Genomic DNA, 21,860 nt, shown 5'->3' on the forward strand with positions numbered 1-21,860 from the left:
AGGGATTTGGCTCCATTGGCAGGCTCGAAGAGAGGATGGAACCTGATGTTTACTTGGCTCTGGACGAAACACTTTTCTCGCCTAAACCAGAGGCTGCAAAACTTGGAGGTGGCCCGCGAGGAAAACCTTCTGTCTCCTGATCTGAGCGCCCAAACTCTGCAGGTGGCCCCTGACTTTTGGGAGCGGCAGCACCAAGCTTTCGTCTACGTGGATAAGCAGATGCGAAAGCTCAGCCGTCGCAGCAAGATTTGGGGCGGGATGGCGCTGCTGGCTGTTTTGGCCGATGCTGCTTTGGTGGTTGCCGGCCTGGCGATGCTCCAGTCTTGGCAACAGATGCAGGCCGACCAAAACCTCACTCGCATTGTCCAACAGGCTGCGGCTGCTGACCCTGTGCAGCAAGCCTTTGACGACCTGGTGGCCCAATTGCCGCATATGAATGAGGCAGAGCGGTATCATGCCCTAGAGGCGTTGCAGGCCCTTTCGGCCATCGCCATGGCAAGCCGAGGCTACTACGGCTACTCTCCTGGCATCTCTGTGTACAGCTCTGTTCCTACAACTGCGACAACCCCTCTTGAGGCCCAACTGCAAACCATCTATCAGTTGGGTCAAATGCGTGCAGTTGAGGCGGTGCCGGCTTTGCTGACCAAGCTTTCTGACGGCGAACCGGCGGTGCGGGAGGCGGCAGCCCGCGCCCTCGGCCAAATCGGGGATCCGCGCGCCCTGGATCCCTTGCACGATCTCCTGGCTCACGAGACCAATGAGTTGGTTCAGGACGCAGCCATTGCTGCGATTGCGCAAATGCTGCGCTGAAGAGCAGGTCAAGTGCGCGCCGATTCGCTAAAAGTTCGTAGTGGGTGTTGAGGCCAGGGGATGAGAAGCGACAAGTTCGGCAGGTGGGCCAAGCTCGTGGGGATCCTGTGCTGGGTATGGGGATCCGCCTTGCCGGTTTGGGCGCAGGATCCGTTTCGCAGCGGGGCCAATGCCCGCCCCATCAGCCCTGAGGTGGCCGCGGCATTTGAGGAGTTTTTCTGCGCAGGTCGCTACACCCAGAGCCGAGAGAAGCTGGAAATAGCCAAGAAAGCTTCCCCCGACGAGCCAATGGTCTATGCCTTGCTGGCGGCGCTGGCCTACCAAGAGGGGGATCTGGATGCTTTTGCCCAGTTGGCCACCCAAACCCGCCAGGTGGCTGCCGAGCTGAAAAAGACGGATCCTCTGCGCGGCAACCTGTATGAGGGCGTGGGCTATGGGCTGGAGGCGGCCAACATCGTGGTGCGGGAGGGGGTGGTGATCGGGCTGCCCAAGGCATTGCCCACCCTCAACCAATTGTTTGCGTCCATCCGGGCTGCCCAGGCCGTGGACAGCAGCGACCCTGAGTTGAATCTTCTCAACGGCTATATGGATTTGCTGCTGACCTACCGGGAGAAGGCTTTGAATCAGTTTCGCCTGGCAGCGCCTGAGTATTTGTCCTACCGCGGCCAAGCCCTGGCCTATCGGGATATGCAACGCTTTGACGAGGCGCTGGAGGCGGTGGATCGGGCTATTGCTGCTTCCTGTAACAACCCTGAGCTTTACTACCTCAAGGCGCAAATTTTGGTTGCCAAGGGTCAAGACCGGGAGGCTGTCCCCCTTTTCGATCAAGCTCTGCAGGCTTCTGCCCAGTTGCCTGAAGCTTTGGTGTCGCAAATCCAGATGGAACGGGATCGCGCCGCCCAGCGCAGCGGGTTGACCGGCCAGTTGCCTGCCACACCTACCCCTTGATAGATGCCTATGGGCTTGCGCATCAGCGGCAAACGAGCGCTGCAGACCCCTGCCGGCCTGGGTACTCGACCCACCCCTGGCCGGGTGAGGCAAGCCTTGTTCAACATCTTGCGAGGGCAGGTGGAGGGCTGTCGCTGGCTGGATCTCTGCTGTGGGGCCGGTACGGTGGGGGCAGAAGCCCTGTGCCAGGGGGCGGCTTTTGTGGCCGGGATCGAGATCGCCGCTTCTGCCTGTCGCCTTATCCAGGCCAACTGGACCAAGGTGGCCCAGCCGGGGCAAGCTTTTCAGGTGATCCAGGGAGATGCCCGCAAGCTGCTCAGCCGAGGACTGGGTTTGGATCCCTTTGATTACGTCTACTTTGCTCCCCCCTACGCGGCGGGTCTGTATGACCCCCTACTGCCGCTGATCCCGCCCCTCCTCAAGCCAGGCGGAACTTTGATCGTCGAGCATCGCAGCGGCCAGAAGCTACCCGACCAGGTGGGATCCCTGCTGCGCTTTGACCAGCGGGCCTATGGGCAAACGGCGCTGGCTTTCTATCGCAAGCTGGAAGAGCAGCGCTAGGGGAAGGGAGTGCTGACAAAGCCAATCTCCAGAAGCTGCTGGTAGGCCTGGGTGCCCAGCTCCCGGGTTGGAGTCTGGCTCTTGATGACCTGGATCAGCCAGCCCACGGCCTCCTCAGGACGTCCGGCAGCCCGATAGACCACGGCCAAATCGTAGGCAGCCTGATCCCGAGCTTGGGCAGCAACGCGGGCCAGCTCCCGCTGCTCTTCGGAGATGCGGTTTTGGATCCCGGCAAAAGCGCGGGAGAGATCCTGGTGGTAGTTGGAGCGCTGGTTGTAGGCGTCGAACACCTGTTGCAGAAGCTGGATAGCCTGGTCGTAGTTTTGCGCCTGGATGGCAGCATCGGCCTCGGCGGCCAGTTGTTCAGCTCGCAACACACTAAGGGCGTTGCTGGGTTGTTCGAGAGCGCGAAACTGCTGCGGGTTGGGAATGAGCTGCTGTCCGGCGGGTAGCTCTTGAGCTGTAGCCCAGAGAGTCGAGCCGACGCCCAGGACAAGGCCAAGCAACACCGCCACAACCAGCCGCGCCCAAGAACGGCGTAGAAAGTTGAGCCCTTGGACAGTGGCGTCTTGGCGCCGACCTTGGCCAACAACAGCAGGACGTCGTCCGAACATTGGCAGGCAATCCTCAAAACCTCGTTAACCCGTTCTACTTTATCTCACTCCGGGTACCTCCGCCGCAGCTCAGGGATCCCCTCAGCCAGGGGTTACCGAGGAGGTGGCTGCGCAGCCTTGGCGGGAGTGGAACTAACTGGGCAGGGATGGGGCGGGTTGAGTCTGAGAGGAGGTCTTTTCCGGCAACAGCGGCAAGTTCATAATCAGCTCGTACATGTGCAGGTATTCCAGCGCCGAGCGATGCCAACTGAAATCGGTGGCCATGCCCCGCTTTTGCAGCGCCTGCCAGGTGTCTTTGTGCTGGAAAGCCTCCCAAGCCCGCGCCAAGCAGGTGTAGAAGTCCAGGGCTTCGTAGCGGTCAAAGCAGTAGCCCGTACCGATCCCCTTGCTGGGAATGTGATGGCTGACCGTATCCACCAGCCCTCCTGTGCGGCGGGCAATGGGCACACACCCGTAGCGCATGGCGATCATCTGGCTGATGCCACAGGGTTCAAAGCGGCTGGGCATCAAAAAGGCGTCTGCTCCTCCGTAGATCAACTGGGCCAGTTGCGGCTGGTAACCCTGTTGATAGGCTATTCTGCCCGGGTGCCGCTCGGCCATCTCCCGGAGCCGCCCCTCGTAGTAGGCTTCGCCGCTGCCCAGCAAGACAAATTGTGAATCGCTATAGGCCAAAAAGCGATCCAAGGTTTGGATGAGCAGATCGATCCCTTTCTGTTCCACCAAACGGGCCACCATGCCCATCAGGAACACGTCGGGGTTGACGGTCAAGCCCAGGCGGGCCTGTAACGCGGCTTTGTTCACCGCCCGACCGCTTAGGTCGTCGATACTGAAATTAGCCTCAAGAGCGGGATCGGTGCGGGGATCGAACTTCTCGGTGTCGATCCCATTCAGGATCCCGCGCAGGCGCTCTCCCTTCCAGGCCAGCAGATCCTGTAGGCCCTCTCCATGGAGGCTGGTGCGGATCTCCATGGCGTAGGTGGGCGAAACCGTATTCACCTGGTCGGCATAGAGGATCCCGGCAGCCATGGTGTTGTGGGCGGAAAAATACCAGGGCAGCCAGGTCATGCGTTCCAGTTGCCAACGCCAGGGCCCTTGATAGGCCAGGTTGTGGATGGTAAAGACGGTGCCGATGTCAGGAGCCTGGTGCATCCAGGCCGGGATCATGCCGGTGTGCCAGTCGTGGCAGTGGATAATGTTGGGCCTCCAGGGGTAGTAGGTCCAGGCAAACTCGGCCACGGCATTGGCGAAGAAGGTAAAGCGCCAGAACTCGTCCTCGCCGTAGTAGATGCGATGGGGGGCAAAACAGTAGTGGCTGACCAGGTAAAGGGGCACATCGGTGCCGGGCAAAACGCTTTCGTAAATATCGGCCACCTGGCCCATGACCTGTTTGGACCAGATGGGATCCTTGGAGCGGGGATATTGCTCCGGTTCCGGGCCGAACTTGTCCCAGAGAAACCCGTACAGGGGCATGATGATGCGCACATCCTGACCCAGCTTGCGCAAAACGACGGGCAGGGATCCCACCACATCCGCCATGCCCCCCACCTTTGCCAGGGGTGCTGCTTCCGCCGCTGCAAACAAAATCCTGGCTTGCACCACAATGCCCTCCCTATCGCGATGACCTTTGTTTTGCTGAGGCGGACGGCTCCCGGCCCAGTTCCCTCGGCCAAAACCCTCCCCATCCTAAAACACAAGGGATCCCTATGCCGGCCAAGCTGGGGCAGAGCCCTATCGTAGACCTTGTTGGACTGCTGGCAGAGGTACTCCAGTAGGGCTACTAGCTTTCTGTCCTGAATCAGAACCTGCTGACAGCCGTAGTCTATGGTTGCTGAGTGGTGAGCCAAAGCTATAGTAACGACCCGCATCATTGGTGAGCAGCTAAAGCTGCTCGAAGGCTTTTCTACCCCGCACTACTTGCGCTAGCAGGACGGAGGGCTACTAAGCTACTCTGCCGTGTTGAATTTGATTTTCGTAAGATAGAAGAACAGAGGCGCTTAGAAATACTGTGGGCGCCGCTGCATTGCACTTTATGGGCTTCATGGGTTGCAAGGCGGCTGGGCTCGCAAGCGGGCGCAAATGGCCTGCCAAACCTGTTCGGCTAACTGGGACGGGCTGGTTTCTGACCGGATGGGCACCCGCACATCGGCCTGGGCGTAGAAAGGTTCTCGCTCCTGCATTAGCCTTTGCAAAGCGGCCTGGGGATCGCGGGTTTGCAACAGGGGCCGTTGGCCGGGATCCCGGCTCAGCCGTTGCCAAATGAGCTCAGGGGCCGCATCCAGCCAAACGGTGAGGCCGTGGTGCAAATAGCTCCAATTCTTGGGCCTCAACACGATGCCGCCCCCCGTGGCAACTACCAGGCGGGTGTAGCTGCTCAACTGGGCCAACACCTGGGTTTCCAGCTCCCGGAAGTGGGTCTCCCCCTGCTCGGCAAAGATCTGGGTGATGGAACAACCTGCCACCTGCTCCACCAGCACGTCAGTGTCAAAAAATGGGCAGCGCAGTTGGGCTGCCAGCTCAGCTCCCAGTGTGGACTTGCCGCTGGCCATCATCCCAACTAAGTAGACATTGGCGCCGCGAAGGCGCTTGACTTCTTCTGGGCGGATCATGAGGTGGGAGAGAGGCTAGCAGGATCTAAACATAGCCATGCTCGGCTAGAAACTCCAGGGAGAGGTTGCTCTCCGGCGGAGCCAGCCCCAATAATTTTTCCACATACTTGCCCAGTATGTCCGCCTCCACGTTCACCGGATCCCCCACCTGCAGCAAGGAGAGGTTGGTCTCGCGGTAGGTCTGCGGGATTACCGCCACTTTGAACCAGCAGCCTCCCTGCCGCACCTCGGCGATAGTCAGGCTCACCCCGTTCACTGCCACGCTGCCTTTGGGCACGATGTAGCGACTGATCTCCGCCGGCACCTTGAAGCTCAGCTCCCAGGCGTTGCCAGTGGCAGCTTGATCCCACAGTTGCCCCACCCCATCGATATGGCCGCTGACGAAATGCCCCCCTAACTTGTCCCCCACCCGTAGGGACGGCTCGAGGTTAACGGTGCGCGGGCCGGATCCCTGGCCCCAAACCGAGCGGCGCAGCGTTTCCGGCGAGACATCGGCCAAAAAGCCATCGGGCAGGATCTCCACTACCGTCAGGCAGAGGCCATCCACCGCCACACTATCGCCATAGGCCAACTGCGGCTGTAGCTCTGGGCAGGTAACCCGTACCTGTGAAGAGGAGATCAACTGAGCTGTACCCAAACTGCGCACCAGACCTGTAAACATGGCTTTGGCCTCCTTGGCTCTCCTTCTAGGCCTTGGCCTGATCCCCAAAGGGGAAAAGGTATCCCAGCCCTGGGCTGGGCGGATTGGTTTTGGCTCCTCGGGGAGAGCGGGGGGAGGGGTGATCTTGCTGCTGGGCCAAGAGTCGCTCCACCTCGGCATTGAGCTGGCTTTCGCTAAAAGGCTTGGTCAGGTAGCCGGTTGCTCCCGACCACTTGCCGCGGATGCGATCCAGCAAACTATCCCGCGAGGTAACCATCAGGATAGGAAGGGACTTGAACTCTTCCAGGCTGCGCACAACGCGGCAGAGTTCTAGGCCGTCGATCCCGGGCATGGCGATGTCCATTAGTAGCAGGTGAGGCCGGTGCTGAAACAAGAGGGGGAGCACCTCGGCAGGGTTGCCCGTTGTAATCACGTGATATTTGGAGAGGGACTGCCGCAGGATTTCTTGCATCACGACACTGTCGTCCACCGCCAAGAGGGTTGTGGAAGCGTGGCGCTTGGCCTGCAACAGTTCTGGGGGCGTTTGCAGGCTCACCAGACCTTTTTTGGCCCAGGCAGCGAAGAGGCTGGCCACCTCCAGCCGATCCCGACACAGCTTCTTGGCAATGGCCTCCAGTGACTGGCCATCCTTGGTGAGGGCGTGCAGCTTTTGCCGCTGTTCGTCGGTGAGGCGATAGCGGTTGACCCGATCCCAGTTGACCACTGGCACCGCCAGCAGCGTGGGGATCACCGCCTTCAACTCCGCCCAGCGGTCGTGGCGGCGAGCCGCTTCTTGCAGCAGCGGTTCCAACTCAAACCCGCCAATGGGGGCTTCTTGGGCAACCCGTCCCTCCACTTCAAAGGAACAGGTGCCTGCCCGCTCAAAGAGATAGCGATCGAAATCGGTGAGCAGGTTAAGCCAGAGGGCGTCTTCCAGCTCACCTGGCTTGATCAGGCCCAACTGGGCGATGGCCTCTAGCAGTTCCGGCAGGGAGTTGTCTTTTATCAGCCGCTCCTGTAGCACTCGGATAGCCCGCTGTGACCATTCCAAGTTGAGGCGGGGAATAAAGCGGGATAGGCGCTTTAGCAGGATCTGGGGGTTGAGGGGTTGATCGGCGGAAAAGAGCAGCCTGCCGTAGTAGTAGGTCAGCACCCAAGGCTCCGTGCCCTCGGCGGGATCTCCCCCTTTGAGGTGGAGGTGCAGATAGCCGGTGGTAAACCGTCGCGCTTGCTGCCTGAGCAGGGGCGCCAGTTCCGCCGATGCAAACACAAAATGGGACATGTGCTGTCCTCCGGGCCCACCTCTCGAGGCCAAATGAGTATGAATTCACCTCGGCCACACACCCAAGCTTGCAGAGGAAGCCGTGATTCAGGGCTGCTTCATCTCATTATGGTTTCTTCACCAAAGAGAAACACAAGCAGAATAAGCAGAACTCTGGGAACCCTTTTCTTCTCTCGAGGCCAGCAGCCACCCGACCGGAACCGCTTCAAGGCTCAGGCTGGGCTCCCGGCTGCAACAAGGCCCGTCGGCTACGAGTTTAGAGTCTCTCGCTGGGCCTGGAGCAATTCCTGGATGCCGGCCTGGGCCATATCCAACATCTGCAACAGTTGCGAGCGGTCGAAGCAGCCGGCTTCGGCGGTGCCCTGAATCTCGATCAAGGCTCCCTGCTCGTTCATGACAATGGTCATGTCCACTTCTGCTTGGCTGTCCTCCTCGTAGCACAAATCCACCAGCACCTCGCCTCGCACGATCCCCACCGAAAGGGCCGCCACCTGCTGCCGCAAGGGGGATCCCTGCGCCGGATCCAGCAGCCCCTGTTTGTAAAGCCAAGTGATGGCGTCGTGCAGGGCCACATAGCCACCGGTGATCGCGGCGGTGCGCGTGCTGCCATCGGCTTGCAGGACGTCTGCATCGACGGTGATGGTGCGGGATCCCAGCCTGTGGAAATCCAAGGCGGCGCGCAGGCTACGCCCGATAAGCCGTTGGATCTCGGCGGTGCGGCCTGAGACTTTTAGCGTCTCTCGCGGCTGGCGCTGTTGGGTGGCGGTGGGCAGCATGCGGTACTCCGCCGTCAGCCAGCCTTGGCCGGTGTTCTGCAAAAAGGGGGGAACCTCTTCGGCCACACTGGCGGTGCAGAGGACATGGGTATCGCCAAACTTCACCAGCACTGAGCCCGGAGCGTAGCGGGTGAAGTGACGCTGAAAGGAAATCGGGCGCAATTGGGCAGCCGTGCGACCATCGGGGCGTTGCCAGCTCATGAGCAGTTCAAAATAAGGATCCCTCGCATTGTCAGTCATGTCTACCAGAGGCAGCTCACGGCTTGGAATCTCTACAGAAGTGCCGCCGGCGCCTTGACAGGCGGGGGTCTGGAGGATCGCAGCCGTGGGCCGGTTGGGCAGGTTCCAGTTGAGCAGGTTACAGTGTAAAGAAGTTCTTAACTCTCACCTCCTGCTGTTGCTATTGTTGCGGCAAGACGATGCTGCAAGAGCAGTCCTGCGGGACAACGGCAGAGACAGGAAGCGACAAGGACAAGATTGCCCATGCTCCACCCCCTGCTGCAACAGCTGCGCCGATCCACTCTGGAGCCCCTGCAGGACATCCACTGGACGCCGGAACTGTTCGGGATCCTGCTGGTGTACTTTGTGCAAGGGGCGGTGGGGCTGGCGCGGCTGGCTACCAGTTTTTACTTGAAGGATAGCCTGGGCCTCGGCCCAGCGCAGGTGGCGGCGTTGATGGGCTTTGCTGTGATCCCCTGGACCCTCAAGCCGCTCTATGGGCTCCTGTCGGATATGCTGCCGCTGGCAGGCTACCGCCGCCGTTCCTACCTCTTGCTCTCTGGGCTGCTGGGATGTGGGGCTTGGCTGGGGATGGCCCTGTGGGCGCCAACGGCTGAGTGGGCGATGCTGTGGATGGTTTTGGGATCCCTGGCGGTGGCGGTGGGGGATGTGATCGTGGATTCGCTGGTGGTGGAGCGGGTTCACGGCAGCGACTGGGCGGGGACAGGCACGCTGCAGTCTTTGTCTTGGGGGGCGACGGCTTTCGGATCCCTGCTCACTGCCTATACCGGGGGGGCGCTCCTGGCCCACTACCCGCCGCAGGTGGTGTTCGGGCTGACGGCCTTGTTGCCGCTGCTGATTGCCCTGGCGGCTTGGGTAATTGTGGATCAGCCGGTGGCCTGCTCCTTTGGCTGGGATCCCTTGCGGCAGCAGGTGGGACAGGTGTGGCGGGCGCTGCGGCAACCCAGCATTCTCTTGCCGGTGTTGTTTGTCTTTCTCTGGCAGGCAACCCCCAGCGCCGATGTAGCCCTATTTTACTTTGTAACCACCGATCTCGGCTTTGGGCCGGAGTTTTTGGGACAGGTGCGGTTGGTTACCAGCATCGCCAGCTTGGTGGGGGTGGCAATCTTTCAGGTGTATCTGCGGCGGATCCCGCTGCGGCCTCTATTTGGCTGGATGACGGTTCTTTCGGCCGGGCTGGGCCTAACCAGCCTCATCTTGGTCTATCACCTCAATCGGGCTTGGGGCATCGACGATCACTGGTTTAGTCTGGGGGATAGCTTGGTGCTGACGGTGGCAGGGCAGATTGCCTTTATGCCCGTGCTGGTCTTGGCTGCCCGCCTCTGCCCGCCAGGGATCGAAGCTACCCTCTTCGCCTTGCTGATGTCGGCTTTTAACCTGGCGGGGTTTCTCTCTCAAGAGTTGGGATCCCTGCTCATGCACGCGCTGGGGGTAACCGAGAGCGATTTCAGCCATCTGGGGCTGCTGCTGCTGCTAACCAACCTGTCCACCCTCTTGCCGCTGCCGCTTTTGGGCTGGCTGCCGGAGGGGGGCACAACCCTTGCGGGAGCAGATCTGGAGGCGGAGGCCCACGCTTCTCTCGAAGCCTTTTTACGGGAGGTGCGCGCGGAAGAGGACGAGGCAGGGATGGAGGCAATCCCTTTGGGAGAGACGGACATAACCTATTCCTAAGGGGCTGGCTGCCAATCAGACGCATTCCTAAAAGCACCCCTCACCCCCAGCCCTTCTCCTAGAGGGAGAGGGGAGCTAGGGATGGAGGCAGCCCTCGGCATGCTTAAGGGCGAGCCATCAGGTGTACTGGCTGATGTCTTCCCCCGCCTCTGCCAGGAAGGAGAGGGCGCGGCAGCGCAAGGCCACCACCTGGTCGTAGAGGGGGTTGAGCTTGCACAGGGGGGGGATGTGTATCACCTTGCGGCCAAACAGCACCACCTCCCGCTCAAAGGGGCACTGGCCGGGGATCATACGGCACAAGAAGCGGGCTACCTTCGCGTCGCGGACTTGGATGCCGTCCAGCCACTTGCGCAAGGGAGCCAAAAGGTCGGTATAGCCGCTCTCGGCCTGAGCCTCTGCCGGCAATGGCGAGGTGGCGCCCTTATTGACCAGCGTGGCCCGGAGCAGGTGGAGCTGGGGAAGCTCCAGTCCAAAGGCAGCGACCAACTGGTGCAACAGGCGGTCTTCTGGCTCGGAATATACCCCGTCGGCAACGGCTGTCATCACCGCCGTGCGCAGGAAATCTTGCCGCAACTCCGGCTGTAGCTGGGCCGCCAGCTCCTCAGGAGAGAGGGGAGCGAGATCTTTCCCCTGGTCTTCTGGCCAGTCGGAGCGGATGAGATCTTCGATAAGTCGCTGCTCTTCGGGGCTATATTCTCCATCGGCCCAAGCAATGCTGAGCAGCCCTCGTAACCAAAGCTGCGCCTGTTGCGGCGAGCACTCCCTGGCAGAAGCAGGCGTGGCACCGATAGACATAGGGATCCCCCCGATCTGGCTTACCACCATTTTAGGGGGCTGCAAGGCGGATCCCGAGGGCTGAAAACCCGCCTCGCGCGGGGATCCCCGACCAAACCCTGGGAGGCTGCGGCAAAAGCTAGCGAATGTACTGGGCCAAAGCCCGCGAAGGATGGCCTAGACGCAGCTTGCGCAGAGCATCCCGCTCAATCTGGCGAATCCGCTCCCGCGTCAAGTTAAAGTGATCCCCCACTTCTCGCAGGGTTCTCGCCTTTTGCCCATCCAGCCCATAGCGCAGTTCCAACACCTTCCTCTCAATTGGCTTTAGGGCTTGCATGGCAGAACGCACATCTTGCCGCAGGGATTGCACCAGGATCCCTTCGAAGGGTTGCTCCTGCCGCTCATCTGGCAGCAAATCGCCAAGGCGGCTTTCCCCCTCCTGGCCGACTGGCACATCCAGCGACAGGGGCAAAGCAGCAGCCTGCTGGATCATGCGCAACTTTTTAACCTTGATACCCAGCGCCTCGGCCAGCTCAGCTTCTGTGGGCCGTCGCCCTCGGGCTTTCATCAGCTCGCGGTTGGTGCGCTTGAGCAGACGCACTTTGTCCACCATATGCACCGGCAGGCGAATCGTCCGGGCTTGGTTGGCAATGCAGCGGGTAATGCCCTGGCGAATCCACCAGTGGGCATAGGTGCTGAAGCGAAAACCTCGCTCGGCATTGAATTTCTCAGTGGCCCGAATGAGACCCATGTTGCCCTCTTGGATCAAGTCCAAAAAGGGCACCCCTCGGTTGAGGTACTTCTTGGCCACACTGACCACCAGGCGCAGGTTGGCGTTGATCAGCTTACGCTGAGCCTGCTCCCCCTGGCGGATGCGGGAGCGCAGGGTAGCCACAGGGATCTGCAGGGCTGCCGCCAGTTCCTCATCGCTGGGATCCTGCCCCCGCTGTTGCCGCCATTCCCTGCGGGCCTGATCGATGAGCAGCTTCTGCTGAATTTTGCGCGACAGCTCGATCTCCTCCGCGTGATCGATGCGGGGCACCCGACCAATTGTATTCAAGTAGTGATCGACGGCGTCTTCATTCAGCCGCAACCCGCTGGCGCTCGGCTCTAGGTCGGCCTCTGTAGCTGGATCCTGAGAGGCAGACTCAGCATCAAGCCACAGATCGTCGAGCTCCTGACGGGATGAGGCAATGTCTTCTTCAGGATGAGGACGAGAGAAAACCACGGCCCAGTGAGGAGAAAACGTCACCTCCTAGTCTAGAAAAGTTTCTCCCCCTGCCGAGAGCGAAAATCGATCATGGCCCTCTTTTTTGCCCGGAAATTTTTCCGGCTGGGTGCGGGAGTGGTAGGGATCCCATCTGCCAAGTTCTCGCCAGCAGAGCATCCTGCGCGAAAACATCCATAAGCGATTTTCGATCTAGACCTTGTGTAAGATATCCAGGGGACAGCTAGCTTGCCTGCTGCCGAGCAGGATCCCACAGGTTCTATAACAGGTTCTATAAAGTAGTAAAGAAGGGAAGGGGTAGCCTTGCCAGCATAGGCTACCATGGGCCGCCGGGGGAGCCATCGGGTTCCTCAGCCTGGACAAGAATATTCACAATCTCTTGCTCCTATGGAGTCTAACCTCAACCAGCACCCTCCATCGGCCAACTTGATCGGAGAGCGGGTGCGCTGGGTAAGGGAGAAGCTGCAACTGACCCAAGATCAACTGGCGGGTCGTCTGGCCAAATACGGTGTGCAGTTGGACTACGTCAAGATCGGCCAGGTGGAAAAGGGCAAACGGCGCGTCATCGACAAAGAGCTGGTGGCTTTTGCCAAGGCGCTGGGGGTCTCGGTTACCTGGCTGCTGAGCGGCGACGAATCTCACCTGTAGCGCCTCCGGGGAAGCACCATGTACCGTTATTCAAGATCCCTGTCGTTATGCGTGAAAGCACGCAAGCCTTTTTGCGCTTTGCCCCTGTCTTCGTCCAAGTATCCATGTAAATACTGAAGCATAGCTATAAGTCCGCCTGTCCAGGCCAAGCCCTGTCTCTGCCTCAGCTCTCCTGTGACCCAGGAGAAGTCCAGTCCTCGCCCTGGAGAAGGTGCAGGTTCTCCCAAAAGGGATCCAGATCACGGGCGGCTTCACAGCTTCATCTAAACTTGATATTGTTAATTTGGTGTAAGACAACCTCCTTCTCTCTGCTTGTGGGAGGTTAAGGGATGCTCTCTTTCTTTTTCGACCGTTTCAACGGCGCCAGCAGTCGGCAAAGCGGAGCCCATCGGGTTCTCCCTAGCAAAGCCACCAGCGCGCAGCGGATCCCGAATCGCATGTCTGCTCCCCACGAGGTGCTCAAGCGGGAAAAGCAAGTGCAGCGGGAGCGGGAGTTCGCCGAGATGGAGCAAAACATCAGCCGCATCCACTACTTTTACCGGAAGGCAGACATGCCCCTGGAGATGCGGCAGCTCCTCACCTACCGCAAGCTGATGGCGCTGGACTACTTTACTCCCCAGGCAGCGAAAGAGCTGATCAGGCAGTGGCAGCAACAAGAAGAGCGAGAACAAGAACGCCGCAAGGTCTAGAGGCCGTTTCCGCGCCAGACCCGTCGCAGGGGTAGCAATTGCTACAGGTATAGTTCGTCCAGAAGCTGCAGCAGGACAAAGCAGAGCCCGGCGCTGCCCAAAGGCACGGTCAGGTTATCCAGCCCCCACCAAGAGAAGACCTCTAGGCCCATGGCTATGCCTCCCGCCAAAAGGCTGATGGCGAGCAAGGAGGGAGAAAAGCCGAAGTACCCCAGCAGTAGCGCCGCAATCACCAAGCTGCTCACTGCCCACATGGTCAGGGATCCCTCCCAACTTTTTTGAATGGATCCCAGTTGATAGGGGTGCTTGCCCCAAGTTTTGCCCACCAAGCCCGCTAGCGCGTCGGCCCAGGTCATCACCAAAATGCCGATCACCGCAAATACCTGTCGCTGCGGCAGCCAAAACCAATACAGCAACAGGCCAATGCTGACAGCATAGAAAAAAGTGCCGAAGCTACGCCGCCCGACCCCATTCAAGCTAGGCAAAATAGCCACCCGGTAGGAGAGCAGCGCCAAGCCAGCAAACACCAAGGAAAATCCCACCCCGAGCCAGCGGGGCACCTGCAAAGCCCAGGCCAGCAGAATGATGTTGCCCACACCGATATGGATGACTTTGCGCACCCATTCCCCATCCACCTGTCGGGAGCGCAGCCATTCCGCCAAGGCAAATACAGAGGCCAGCCAGAGAGTGTAGTAAGCAAGCTGCTGGGTCAGACCCATGAGCTGGCCTCAGAGGGTTTTCAAGTAGCTGAGCAAATCTGCCATCTCCTGGGGATCCGGCTGAAACTGGGGCATGGGCGGAGTTTTGCCACTGGTTACCTGATGAATGATAAACCGGTCAGAGCGGCGGCTGCTAACTCCCCGCAGGCTGGGGCCCACTCGGCCATCGGCTTCTTCTCCATGACAGGCAGCACAGTTGAGGGCAAACAACGAAGCACCATGGCTGGGCTGACCCTCTAGGCTGAGGACGGCTTCAGTGTAAGGATCCAGCCCAGCTCCTGCAGCCAGCCAAATCCAGGTGAGGATTGTCAGACCCACAACAGCCAAGCCCAATCCAAGCTTTGTCGCCCAGCGCCCTGCCAGCAGCGCTTGCAAAGCGTGGAGGAACGGTTGTGGACGCTGCGGGGAGGGAGAGCGAAGCGAGGTTCGCTCAAGCCCACACTCACCGTCACCAGAGGGGCGAGAACTGTCCGATCCAGCGATGTCTGAGAGGAAGGAAGGCACAGACAACCCTGAGAGAAACCGTTTCAATAGTTTACATTTCCATCAATACGATAGCTCAGGGGCCTCTTTCTGCCAACAATCTGTAACGGTATTTACTTTTTCTTAATTATTTGCTGAAGCTGTCTGAGGTTTAGGTTTCTCTGGGATGAGCCGGTGGGGAAACAGGCGCTGCATGGCTTCTGCCTGGGCCCAGGGATCGGTGTTGAGGCTGTGGATGACGTTGGCCCCTTGCAAGTAACTGCGGAGGCGATAGCCAACCTGCAGGTTTCCATAAATAACAACGGCTGCTACCTGCTCCCGCCGCCGCCCTAGCCAATCCACCACATAGTTGGGCAGAGGATCGCGAACAAAGGCTTGGAAAATCCACTGGCCGCTGCTGTTGTTTAGAGCTGCCTCCAGCAAGCCCAAGGGGGTAAGGGAATGGCTAAGCAGAGGAGGAAGACCCAAGCTGGCGGGAATGCTCAGGGCAGGAGATTCGGCTAAAAGCACTGCTTCAGGACCCAGGGAGAGATCCTGCCAGATCCAGTTCCAACTGCCGGGCGGCAAGGGCAAAGGCAGGGGTTGGCCGCCTGTCACTCCACCGCGGGCCATGGCCGCCTGACAGGGGGCAATGTCGCTCTCGGCTAGAAGGGATCCCAACTGGGCGACTCTGGGCAGATGCGGACGTGTGCCGAACAGCTTGGCCAAAGGCGAGTCCTTGGCCAGGGGATCCCCCAGCAGTAGGGGCTTTAGTTGCTCGTCGGAAAAGCCGCGGTTGAGGGCCGGGTCAGTGGGATCCTTAGCCCCCATCCAGCCGGGTACCAGGCTGAAATCTGTTTCCGCCAGGGCCGGCCACACTTGCTTGAGCAGGGCGGAGGTGGAGGGAAAAAGCCGCTGTTTGGCCCGCAGCACCCGCGTCACCGATTGGGCAATGGCCTGGGCGTCTAGGGATCCCTGCTGCACGGCTTCCACAATGGTCGCCACAGCCGCCACCGGCTCAGGAGGGGCCAAAAGGAGGTCAGCCCCGGCCTGGAGGGCCCGCACTGCTAGTGGGCAGGGAGAGGACTCCGTCTCACTGACGCGAACAGCCAGCTCGGCCAAGAAGCCCTGATCGAGGCCCTCGACCACAATCAGCCCACTGAACCCCCATTCTTGGCGCAGCAGTTGCGTTAGCCGCCCCGGCAAAAAAGAGATTGGCCAGCGCTCATCCCACTCTGGCAGCACCACTGGCGCAACCGAGATGGCCCCCACCTGCTCCACCAAGCCGCGGAAGGGCAGCCAAGGCCCCTCCTGCAGCTCACTCAGGGCCAGCCTCAGGCGAGGACACCAGGGGACATCGGTTGACTTTGGCTGCAGCGCTGCGCCTGCTGGTAGAGACTCCACCCAATCCCGGCCGGGGAAGGATCTGGCAGTGGTCAGGATCCCGCCGGGGACGGCTTGCTCACATCCGCGCACAAAGGCCCGCGCCAGTTGCAACGCCAGGTGCGGCTCCTCCGCCAGCGCCAGCTCTGCTGGGCCTTGCCCCAGGGGCTCAGCCACCGGGCCAAGCAGCCAGTTAATGCCGATGGCCGCCGCCTCCCGCGCCGTGATCCTTCCCCACTGTTCTGCCCAGCGCTCGGCTTCGGATCCCAGGCGGCTTAGGCCCAGGGGGTGGGGGAAAGAAGTAGCCCCCGCCAGCGCCAGGCCGCGACTGGCCTCGGCTGCCACCAAAAGGGGCAGGGCAGCCCAAGACTGCGCCTCCTCGATCAGCAGCAGGGCCTCTGCCACATGGCCCTCAGTAATCCAGAGGCCCCCGATCCCCACCTCTTGGATCAGTCGCTTGAGGACCTCTCGGGGAGGAGACTGGGATCCCAGGCGGGCCGAAACCGGCACCACCAGCAGTTGGGCCACCTGCCGTGCTAAGGACAAGGGCTGCTCAAGGGCAGCGACCGGGGATCCCGAACCACTCATGGACACCATCAGCAAGGGGAAAGCGAGGGGATCCTATCCTTTGCGAAAACGCCGGGCAAGCGCAAAGATCCTAACCCCTCTGCCGGCTGCCGAAACCCTCAACGCCTTTGGGAAGCCCGGCAGCGGTCGCAGGTGCCGCAGGGCAGGCCGGACTGGTTCTCAGGGTAGCCAAAATGTTGCAAAATTGCCTGCCAGCGACAGCCGCGGCTGTGGATGAAGTCCTCCATCCCCCGCCAGGGATCCTCCCGCCGTGGCGGTTGCCAGCGGCGGTGCAGCACCTGGAAGTGAAAGGGATCTGGCCAGTGCAGACAGCCCATTTCCTGTAACAGGCCCAGGGCCACCCGCGTCTCCCCGGGGGGCAAGTCGGCATAGGATCCCTGGGAGGGCAGAGTTTGGAGCAAACGCTGTGCTTGGGCCAGCAGGCGCTCCTGCTGGGAATAGAAATAGGCTTGGCGCTGGCGATCGGTGGGATCCAGCAGGCCTGTCGGCTCCGAGACAAGCATGAGGGCCCGGCAAGGGCCACCATCCCGCCCGCCCCGCCCCACCTCCTGCAGATAGTCCATCAAGTTGGGGGGTGGGTGAAAGTGCAGCACCCAACGCACGTCCGGCTTGTTGATGCCCATGCCAAAGGCGTTGGTACAGACCAAAAAGCGCAGCTCTCCCTCTAGCCAAGCCCGTTCCAACTGGCGGCGGGATCCCGCTTCCAGCCCGCCGTGGTAGGTGGCGGTTTTCTGGTTTTGTCGGCCCAGCCACTCGGCCAGCTCCTCCCCATCCCGGCGGGTGCGCACATACACCAGGCCCGAGCCGGGGTTTTCGGCCAGGAAGCACAGCAGGCGGCGACGGCGATCCGCTGGGCTCCAGGCCACCTCCACATGGAGGGAGATATTGGCCCGCAGGGGATCGGCGCGGATGCACTCCGGCTGCTGTAGCCCTAGGATGTGGCGCAGGCGGTTGAGGGTATCGGGATCGGCGGTGGCAGTAAAGGCAGCGATGGGAAAGGCAGGCTGGCCCAAGGCAGGACGCACCAACCCCAGGCGGCGGTAGTCGGGCCGGAAGGATCCTCCCCAGTGCACCAAGGTGTGCGCCTCGTCCACCATGAGGCCGTTGATAGGCACCTGTTGCAGCCGCTCCCAGACCGGCGGGCTAAAGAGGGTTTCCGGCCCTAGATAGAGTAGACGCAGCCGATTCTCCGCCAACGCCCGCAACACTCGCTTGCGCAGAGCCGGTTCTAGCTCGCTGTGCAGACAGGCTGCCGGCAGACGGCGCCTCCAGAGATCCTGAACTTGGTCCTCCATCAGGGCAATCAGGGGTGAGACCACCAAGGTCAGGCCTGTCTGCAGCAAAGCCGGCAGTTGAAAACACAAGGACTTGCCAAAGCCCGTCGGCAGCACCACGAGGGCATCCCGCTTCTCCAGCAAGGCGCGGATTACCCGATCCTGGGGCGGCCGCAGCGCCTCGTAGCCCCAGTACCGCTTGAGGGCAGAGTAAACCTGCTGCCAATCCTGCAAACGGCAATCCCCTTTGCCGCGATCTCTCTACCTACAGCAATCTACAGCGACTTCCTCGAGGGAAGTTCCAGGCCACTTCAGATCCTCCCAAAGGAAGAGGGGGCAGGGGTGAGGGAAACCCCCTGCCAGATCCACTCCCTAGGCTGGACGGCTGGGATCGGGGCTAGCGGGGAAGCGATGATGCCTGCTCAGGCTGGCAAGGTGGGGTTGCAGTAGCCATAGGGCAGCAGGCTTGTGCGATGCTAGAGGTGGGGTGTTCCTGCTGCTTTGGTTCCCATGACTGCCCTAGATTCCACGTGCTCGCTCCAGCCCAGAGTGGCTTTTGTTCACCGTCGCACAGCAGAGACGGACGTGCAGGTTCGCCTCAACCTCGATGGCAAGGGGCAGCACGAGATCGACACGGGGATCCCCTTTTTGGACCACATGCTGGCCCAGCTCAGCACCCATGGGCTGATTGATCTCCAGATCAAAGCGGTGGGGGATCTGCACATCGACGATCACCACACCAACGAAGATGTGGGCATCACGTTGGGACAAGCCCTAGCCCAGGCGCTGCAGGATCGGCGCGGCATTTACCGTTTTGGCCACTTCTGGGCGCCTTTGGATGAGGCCTTGGTGCAGGTGGTACTGGATTTTTCTGGACGCCCCCACCTCAGCTACGGCCTGGAGCTAACTGTGGAGCGCATTGGCCGCTACGAAACCCAGTTGGTGCGAGAGTTTTACCAGGCATTGGTCAACCACGCCCAGCTGACCCTGCACATCCGCCAGGCAGCCGGCCTCAATGCCCACCACCTTGTTGAAGCCAGTTTCAAAGCCTTTGCCCGCGCTCTGCGCATGGCCGTAGAGCGGGATCCGCGCCGACAGGATGGGATCCCCAGCTCAAAAGGGGTGCTGTAAACTTAGCTCCCGCTTCAGCTGGGGACGGCGTGGCTGGCCAAAACAACACTGCCGCAGGCGGGCCAACTCCGCCTCACTGAGATCCTGCCACTGGCCGGGAGCCAGTCCCTCCAGCGAGAGAGGGCCCAGCCGCACTCGCACCAATCGCAGAGTTGGGATGCCGACAGCGGCGGTCATGCGGCGCACCTGGCGATTGCGACCTTCCCGCAGCGTCAGCTCCAGCCAAGTGGTGGGGATGGAGCGGCGAAAGCGAATGGGCGGATCCCGCGGTGGCAAGGGTGGCTCTTCGGTGAGAACCCTCACCTGGGCAGGGCGGGTTTTCCGCCCCTGGATGACCACCCCTTTTTCCAACTGTTGCAGAGCCTGCGGCGTGGGGATCCCTTCCACCTGCACCCAGTAGGTGCGCTCGTGGCCAAACTTGGGATCGATGAGGCGGGCGTTGAGGCGGCCATCGTCGGTCAGCAGAAGCAGACCTTCGCTATCTCGATCCAACCGCCCCACCGGATAGACCCTGGGCACCGGGATGAAAGACTTGAGAGTTGGCCGCCCCTGCCGGTCGGTAAATTGGGTGAGCACGCCGTAGGGTTTGTAAAACTTGAGGTAGCGCATGGCAAAAGGGTGGATCCCGTCTTTTAAGATTGGGCAGAGCAGCTTCAACGGTAAGATCAAGCCTTAAGGGCAGCGTTTCCCCCTGGCGGCAGAGTTTGACGGATCTCACCTCATGACGATAGACAACAATCTACTCTGGGTTTTAATTGGAACGGCAGGGCTCTCCCTTCTCAGTCTGGTGTACGTGTGGGTGGATGAGGGGATCAAACGGCGCCGCTACGAGCGGCAAAAGCAGGAAGAGGCTGCCCAAGCTGCTGCTGCTGCCCCCGAGCCCACCGCCACAGAGCCAAAAGCCGAGCTCGAACCCTCCGCCTCTCTCCAGGAGGCAGAGGTAGCGCCTAATACACCCAATGCCCCAGCCGCTACCTCCGAGCCGCTTGCCGATACCGCCGCTAGAACAGAGGAGACGCCGGAGGCCACCCCTTGAAGCTGCTCTTCCCCCGTTCTGCCTAAGTCGGCAGGTGGGCTAACCTGAGACAGGACGGCCAACGGGATCCCTATGTTGCGCCTGTTGCGGATCGAGAACTTCGCCCTCATCGAGCACTTGGAGATCCCCTTTCGGGCGGGGCTGAATGTACTCACGGGAGAAACAGGGGCAGGCAAATCTATCATTCTCGAGGCTCTCGATGCCGCGCTAGGGGGGCCAGCTCGCACTCTGCGCAGCGGCAGCGAGCGAGGCCTAGTGGAAGCCGTTTTCCAGCCCACGGCCGCCCTGGAGGCCTGGCTAGAGCAGGAGCAAATTGAGCCTTTGGAAGAAGGCCTGGTCTGCAGCCGCGAGCTGGGGGTGCGCAACGGGAAGCTCAGCAGCCGCCTGCGAGTCAACGGGGTGCTGGTGAACAAGGCTCAGATGCTCAGCCTGCGCTCCCACCTGGTGGAGATCACCGCCCAGGGTCAGACAATCCAGCTCCAGTTGCCCCAAACTCAGCGCCGCTGGCTGGATGCCTTTGGCGGCGAAGAGCTGTTGCGCCTGCGCCTAGAGGTGGCAGCTTGCTACCAAACCTGGAGCCAGCTCAAAGCAGAGATAGCATCCCGCCAACAAAACCAACAACTGCGGCTGCAGCGGCTAGATCTCCTGGAGCTGCAAGCCCAAGAACTGGCTGCCCTGCGCCTAGAGGATCCCGACGAGCTGACCAAATTGGAGCGGGAGCGGGAGCGCCTAGCCCACTGCGTGGAACTGCAGCAGCAGAGCTATGCCCTCCACCAACTGCTCTACCAAAACGACAGCGGCTCGCCGGCTATTGCTGACTTGTTGGCCCAAGCCGAGCGGTTGCTGCAGAGCATGGCTCAACGGGATCCCGACCTAACTCCCCTCCTCGAACTGGTTAGCAGCGCCCTCGTTCAGGTGGAGGAGGCCGGACGGGAGCTGCTGCGCTACGGCGAGACCCTGGAAGCAGATCCCAGTCGGCTAAACAAAATTGAACGGCGCCTTGCCCAACTGCGCCAGGCCTGCCGCAAATACGGCCCCACCCTGGCCGAGGTGATGGCCCACGCGCAGCGGGTGCAGGCAGAGTTGGCCCAACTGCGGCACGAGAACACCGACTTGGAGGAACTAGAGGCGCGGCTAGACCAGGCAGCCCAGGAGCTGGAGCGCCACTGCCAGGCGCTTTCCCACCTGCGGCAGCAGGCGGCCCGGAAACTGGAAAAGGCCCTCATTGAGGAGCTCAGGCCCCTGGGGATGAGCGGCGTGCAATTCCAGGTGCAAATCCAGCCAGGATCCCCCACCGCCGAAGGGGTGGATCAGGTGAGCTTTTGGTTTAGCCCCAACCCCGGCGAGCCCCTGCAACCCCTGGCGGAGATTGCCTCCGGCGGCGAGATGAGCCGTTTTCTACTGGCCTTAAAGGCGGTGTTCAGCCGCGTCGATCCGGTGGCTACCCTGGTTTTTGACGAGATCGACGTTGGCGTATCCGGCAAGGTGGCGCAGGCCATCGCCGCCAAATTGCACCAGCTTGCCCGGAACCACCAAGTTCTCTGCGTTACCCACCAACCCCTGATTGCTGCCCTAGCCGATCACCACCTGCGGGTTTACAAAGTGGTGCAAGAAGGGCGGACCTGCGTGGGGGTGGATCCTCTGGGAGAGAGGGAGCGCCGGGAAGAATTGGCCCAACTGGCCGCTGGCCACTCCGCCCAGGAGGCAATGGGCTTTGTGGAAGCCCTTCTCAGGCAGGCAGTCCAACTGGCCAGCTCCGCCTAGCTCCCCTCCCCCTCGA

Annotated in this window: 22 protein-coding genes; 9 read left to right on the forward strand and 13 right to left on the reverse strand. The window is 61.0% G+C overall.

The genetic code is table 11. The features are described from left to right. Nucleotides 1-45 precede the first annotated feature (45 nt). Genes NW852_RS00715 through rsmD form a run of 3 tightly spaced genes read left to right on the forward strand, consistent with a single transcriptional unit; the run spans nucleotide 46 to nucleotide 2,319 of the window. The gene (locus NW852_RS00715) at nucleotides 46-810 is read left to right on the forward strand and encodes a HEAT repeat domain-containing protein (RefSeq protein ID WP_414364041.1); all 765 of its coding nucleotides are present in this window, start codon (nucleotides 46-48) and stop codon (nucleotides 808-810) included. 60 nt (nucleotides 811-870) lie between these two features. Next, nucleotides 871-1,758: a Sll0314/Alr1548 family TPR repeat-containing protein gene (locus tag NW852_RS00720; RefSeq protein ID WP_414364040.1), complete on the forward strand. Its 888-nt coding sequence runs from the start codon at nucleotides 871-873 to the stop codon at nucleotides 1,756-1,758. Nucleotides 1,759-1,767: 9 nt separating this feature from the next. Next, complete coding sequence (gene rsmD / locus NW852_RS00725) at nucleotides 1,768-2,319, forward strand: 16S rRNA (guanine(966)-N(2))-methyltransferase RsmD (RefSeq protein ID WP_414364038.1); 552 nt, start codon at nucleotides 1,768-1,770, stop codon at nucleotides 2,317-2,319. Here the strand turns inward: rsmD and NW852_RS00730 are convergent. The 6 genes from NW852_RS00730 to rph form a co-directional block, all read right to left on the reverse strand. Then, the gene (locus NW852_RS00730; RefSeq protein WP_414377956.1) at nucleotides 2,316-2,933 is read right to left on the reverse strand and encodes a hypothetical protein; all 618 of its coding nucleotides are present in this window, start codon (nucleotides 2,931-2,933) and stop codon (nucleotides 2,316-2,318) included. The genes rsmD and NW852_RS00730 overlap by 4 nt on opposite strands. Nucleotides 2,934-3,065: 132 nt before the next feature. Beyond that, nucleotides 3,066-4,469 carry a glycogen synthase GlgA gene (glgA, locus tag NW852_RS00735; RefSeq protein WP_414364053.1) on the reverse strand — a complete coding sequence of 468 codons (1,404 nt, stop codon included), beginning with the start codon at nucleotides 4,467-4,469 and terminating at the stop codon, nucleotides 3,066-3,068. A 500-nt stretch (nucleotides 4,470-4,969) separates the two neighbouring features. Next, nucleotides 4,970-5,539, reverse strand: a complete 570-nt coding sequence (locus NW852_RS00740) for a shikimate kinase (protein ID WP_414364036.1) — start codon at nucleotides 5,537-5,539, stop codon at nucleotides 4,970-4,972. A gap of 25 nt (nucleotides 5,540-5,564) precedes the next feature. Beyond that, nucleotides 5,565-6,200 carry a riboflavin synthase gene (locus NW852_RS00745; RefSeq protein WP_414372127.1) on the reverse strand — a complete coding sequence of 212 codons (636 nt, stop codon included), beginning with the start codon at nucleotides 6,198-6,200 and terminating at the stop codon, nucleotides 5,565-5,567. Nucleotides 6,201-6,225: 25 nt separating this feature from the next. Further along, a complete protein-coding gene (locus tag NW852_RS00750; RefSeq protein ID WP_414372129.1) occupies nucleotides 6,226-7,461 on the reverse strand; it encodes a response regulator in 1,236 nt (411 codons plus the stop codon). A 248-nt stretch (nucleotides 7,462-7,709) separates the two neighbouring features. Continuing rightward, nucleotides 7,710-8,438 carry a ribonuclease PH gene (gene rph, locus NW852_RS00755; RefSeq protein WP_414364052.1) on the reverse strand — a complete coding sequence of 243 codons (729 nt, stop codon included), beginning with the start codon at nucleotides 8,436-8,438 and terminating at the stop codon, nucleotides 7,710-7,712. 282 nt (nucleotides 8,439-8,720) lie between these two features. Here rph and NW852_RS00760 point away from each other — a divergent pair, with 282 nt between their 5' ends. Beyond that, nucleotides 8,721-10,148, forward strand: a complete 1,428-nt coding sequence (locus tag NW852_RS00760) for a folate/biopterin family MFS transporter (protein WP_414364033.1) — start codon at nucleotides 8,721-8,723, stop codon at nucleotides 10,146-10,148. 117 nt (nucleotides 10,149-10,265) lie between these two features. Here the strand turns inward: NW852_RS00760 and NW852_RS00765 are convergent, their stop codons facing one another. Beyond that, nucleotides 10,266-10,943, reverse strand: a complete 678-nt coding sequence (locus NW852_RS00765) for a Mo-dependent nitrogenase C-terminal domain-containing protein (protein WP_414364032.1) — start codon at nucleotides 10,941-10,943, stop codon at nucleotides 10,266-10,268. Nucleotides 10,944-11,061: 118 nt separating this feature from the next. Next, nucleotides 11,062-12,174 carry an RpoD/SigA family RNA polymerase sigma factor gene (locus NW852_RS00770; protein ID WP_414364031.1) on the reverse strand — a complete coding sequence of 371 codons (1,113 nt, stop codon included), beginning with the start codon at nucleotides 12,172-12,174 and terminating at the stop codon, nucleotides 11,062-11,064. Nucleotides 12,175-12,537: 363 nt separating this feature from the next. Here NW852_RS00770 and NW852_RS00775 point away from each other — a divergent pair, with 363 nt between their 5' ends. Both NW852_RS00775 and NW852_RS00780 read left to right on the forward strand, forming a co-directional pair. Further along, the gene (locus NW852_RS00775; protein ID WP_041438621.1) at nucleotides 12,538-12,798 is read left to right on the forward strand and encodes a helix-turn-helix domain-containing protein; all 261 of its coding nucleotides are present in this window, start codon (nucleotides 12,538-12,540) and stop codon (nucleotides 12,796-12,798) included. A gap of 329 nt (nucleotides 12,799-13,127) precedes the next feature. Next, nucleotides 13,128-13,487 (forward strand): hypothetical protein, encoded by a 360-nt coding sequence (locus NW852_RS00780; RefSeq protein ID WP_414364030.1) that lies wholly within the window; start codon nucleotides 13,128-13,130, stop codon nucleotides 13,485-13,487. 41 nt (nucleotides 13,488-13,528) lie between these two features. On the opposite strand, the gene NW852_RS00785 is transcribed toward NW852_RS00780, so the two are convergent. The 4 genes from NW852_RS00785 to NW852_RS00800 all read right to left on the reverse strand — a co-directional run bounded on the left by NW852_RS00785 (nucleotide 13,529) and on the right by NW852_RS00800 (nucleotide 18,147). Next, a complete protein-coding gene (locus tag NW852_RS00785; RefSeq protein ID WP_414364029.1) occupies nucleotides 13,529-14,206 on the reverse strand; it encodes a diacylglycerol/polyprenol kinase family protein in 678 nt (225 codons plus the stop codon). A gap of 9 nt (nucleotides 14,207-14,215) precedes the next feature. Beyond that, the gene (locus NW852_RS00790; RefSeq protein ID WP_414364028.1) at nucleotides 14,216-14,533 is read right to left on the reverse strand and encodes a c-type cytochrome; all 318 of its coding nucleotides are present in this window, start codon (nucleotides 14,531-14,533) and stop codon (nucleotides 14,216-14,218) included. A gap of 279 nt (nucleotides 14,534-14,812) precedes the next feature. After that, nucleotides 14,813-16,648 (reverse strand): glycoside hydrolase family 3 N-terminal domain-containing protein, encoded by a 1,836-nt coding sequence (locus NW852_RS00795; protein ID WP_414364051.1) that lies wholly within the window; start codon nucleotides 16,646-16,648, stop codon nucleotides 14,813-14,815. An 89-nt stretch (nucleotides 16,649-16,737) separates the two neighbouring features. Next, nucleotides 16,738-18,147, reverse strand: coding sequence for a RecQ family ATP-dependent DNA helicase (locus NW852_RS00800; RefSeq protein WP_414372135.1), 1,410 nt, complete (start codon nucleotides 18,145-18,147; stop codon nucleotides 16,738-16,740). 276 nt (nucleotides 18,148-18,423) lie between these two features. Here NW852_RS00800 and hisB point away from each other — a divergent pair, with 276 nt between their 5' ends. Continuing rightward, a complete protein-coding gene (hisB, locus tag NW852_RS00805) occupies nucleotides 18,424-19,044 on the forward strand; it encodes an imidazoleglycerol-phosphate dehydratase HisB (protein WP_414372137.1) in 621 nt (206 codons plus the stop codon). Here hisB and NW852_RS00810 read toward each other — a convergent pair. Then, nucleotides 19,027-19,653 carry a pseudouridine synthase gene (locus NW852_RS00810; RefSeq protein ID WP_414372140.1) on the reverse strand — a complete coding sequence of 209 codons (627 nt, stop codon included), beginning with the start codon at nucleotides 19,651-19,653 and terminating at the stop codon, nucleotides 19,027-19,029. The two genes, hisB and NW852_RS00810, sit on opposite strands and share 18 nt — an antisense overlap. Nucleotides 19,654-19,765: 112 nt before the next feature. On the opposite strand from NW852_RS00810, the gene NW852_RS00815 reads away from it, so the two are divergent. After that, nucleotides 19,766-20,080, forward strand: a complete 315-nt coding sequence (locus tag NW852_RS00815; protein WP_414364025.1) for a hypothetical protein — start codon at nucleotides 19,766-19,768, stop codon at nucleotides 20,078-20,080. 72 nt (nucleotides 20,081-20,152) lie between these two features. Continuing rightward, the gene (gene recN / locus NW852_RS00820) at nucleotides 20,153-21,844 is read left to right on the forward strand and encodes a DNA repair protein RecN (protein WP_414426387.1); all 1,692 of its coding nucleotides are present in this window, start codon (nucleotides 20,153-20,155) and stop codon (nucleotides 21,842-21,844) included. Nucleotides 21,845-21,860 lie beyond the last annotated feature (16 nt).

This window comes from Synechococcus sp. H60.1 (assembly GCF_047462335.1).
In the GTDB taxonomy this organism is placed as follows: Bacteria; Cyanobacteriota; Cyanobacteriia; order Thermostichales; family Thermostichaceae; genus Thermostichus.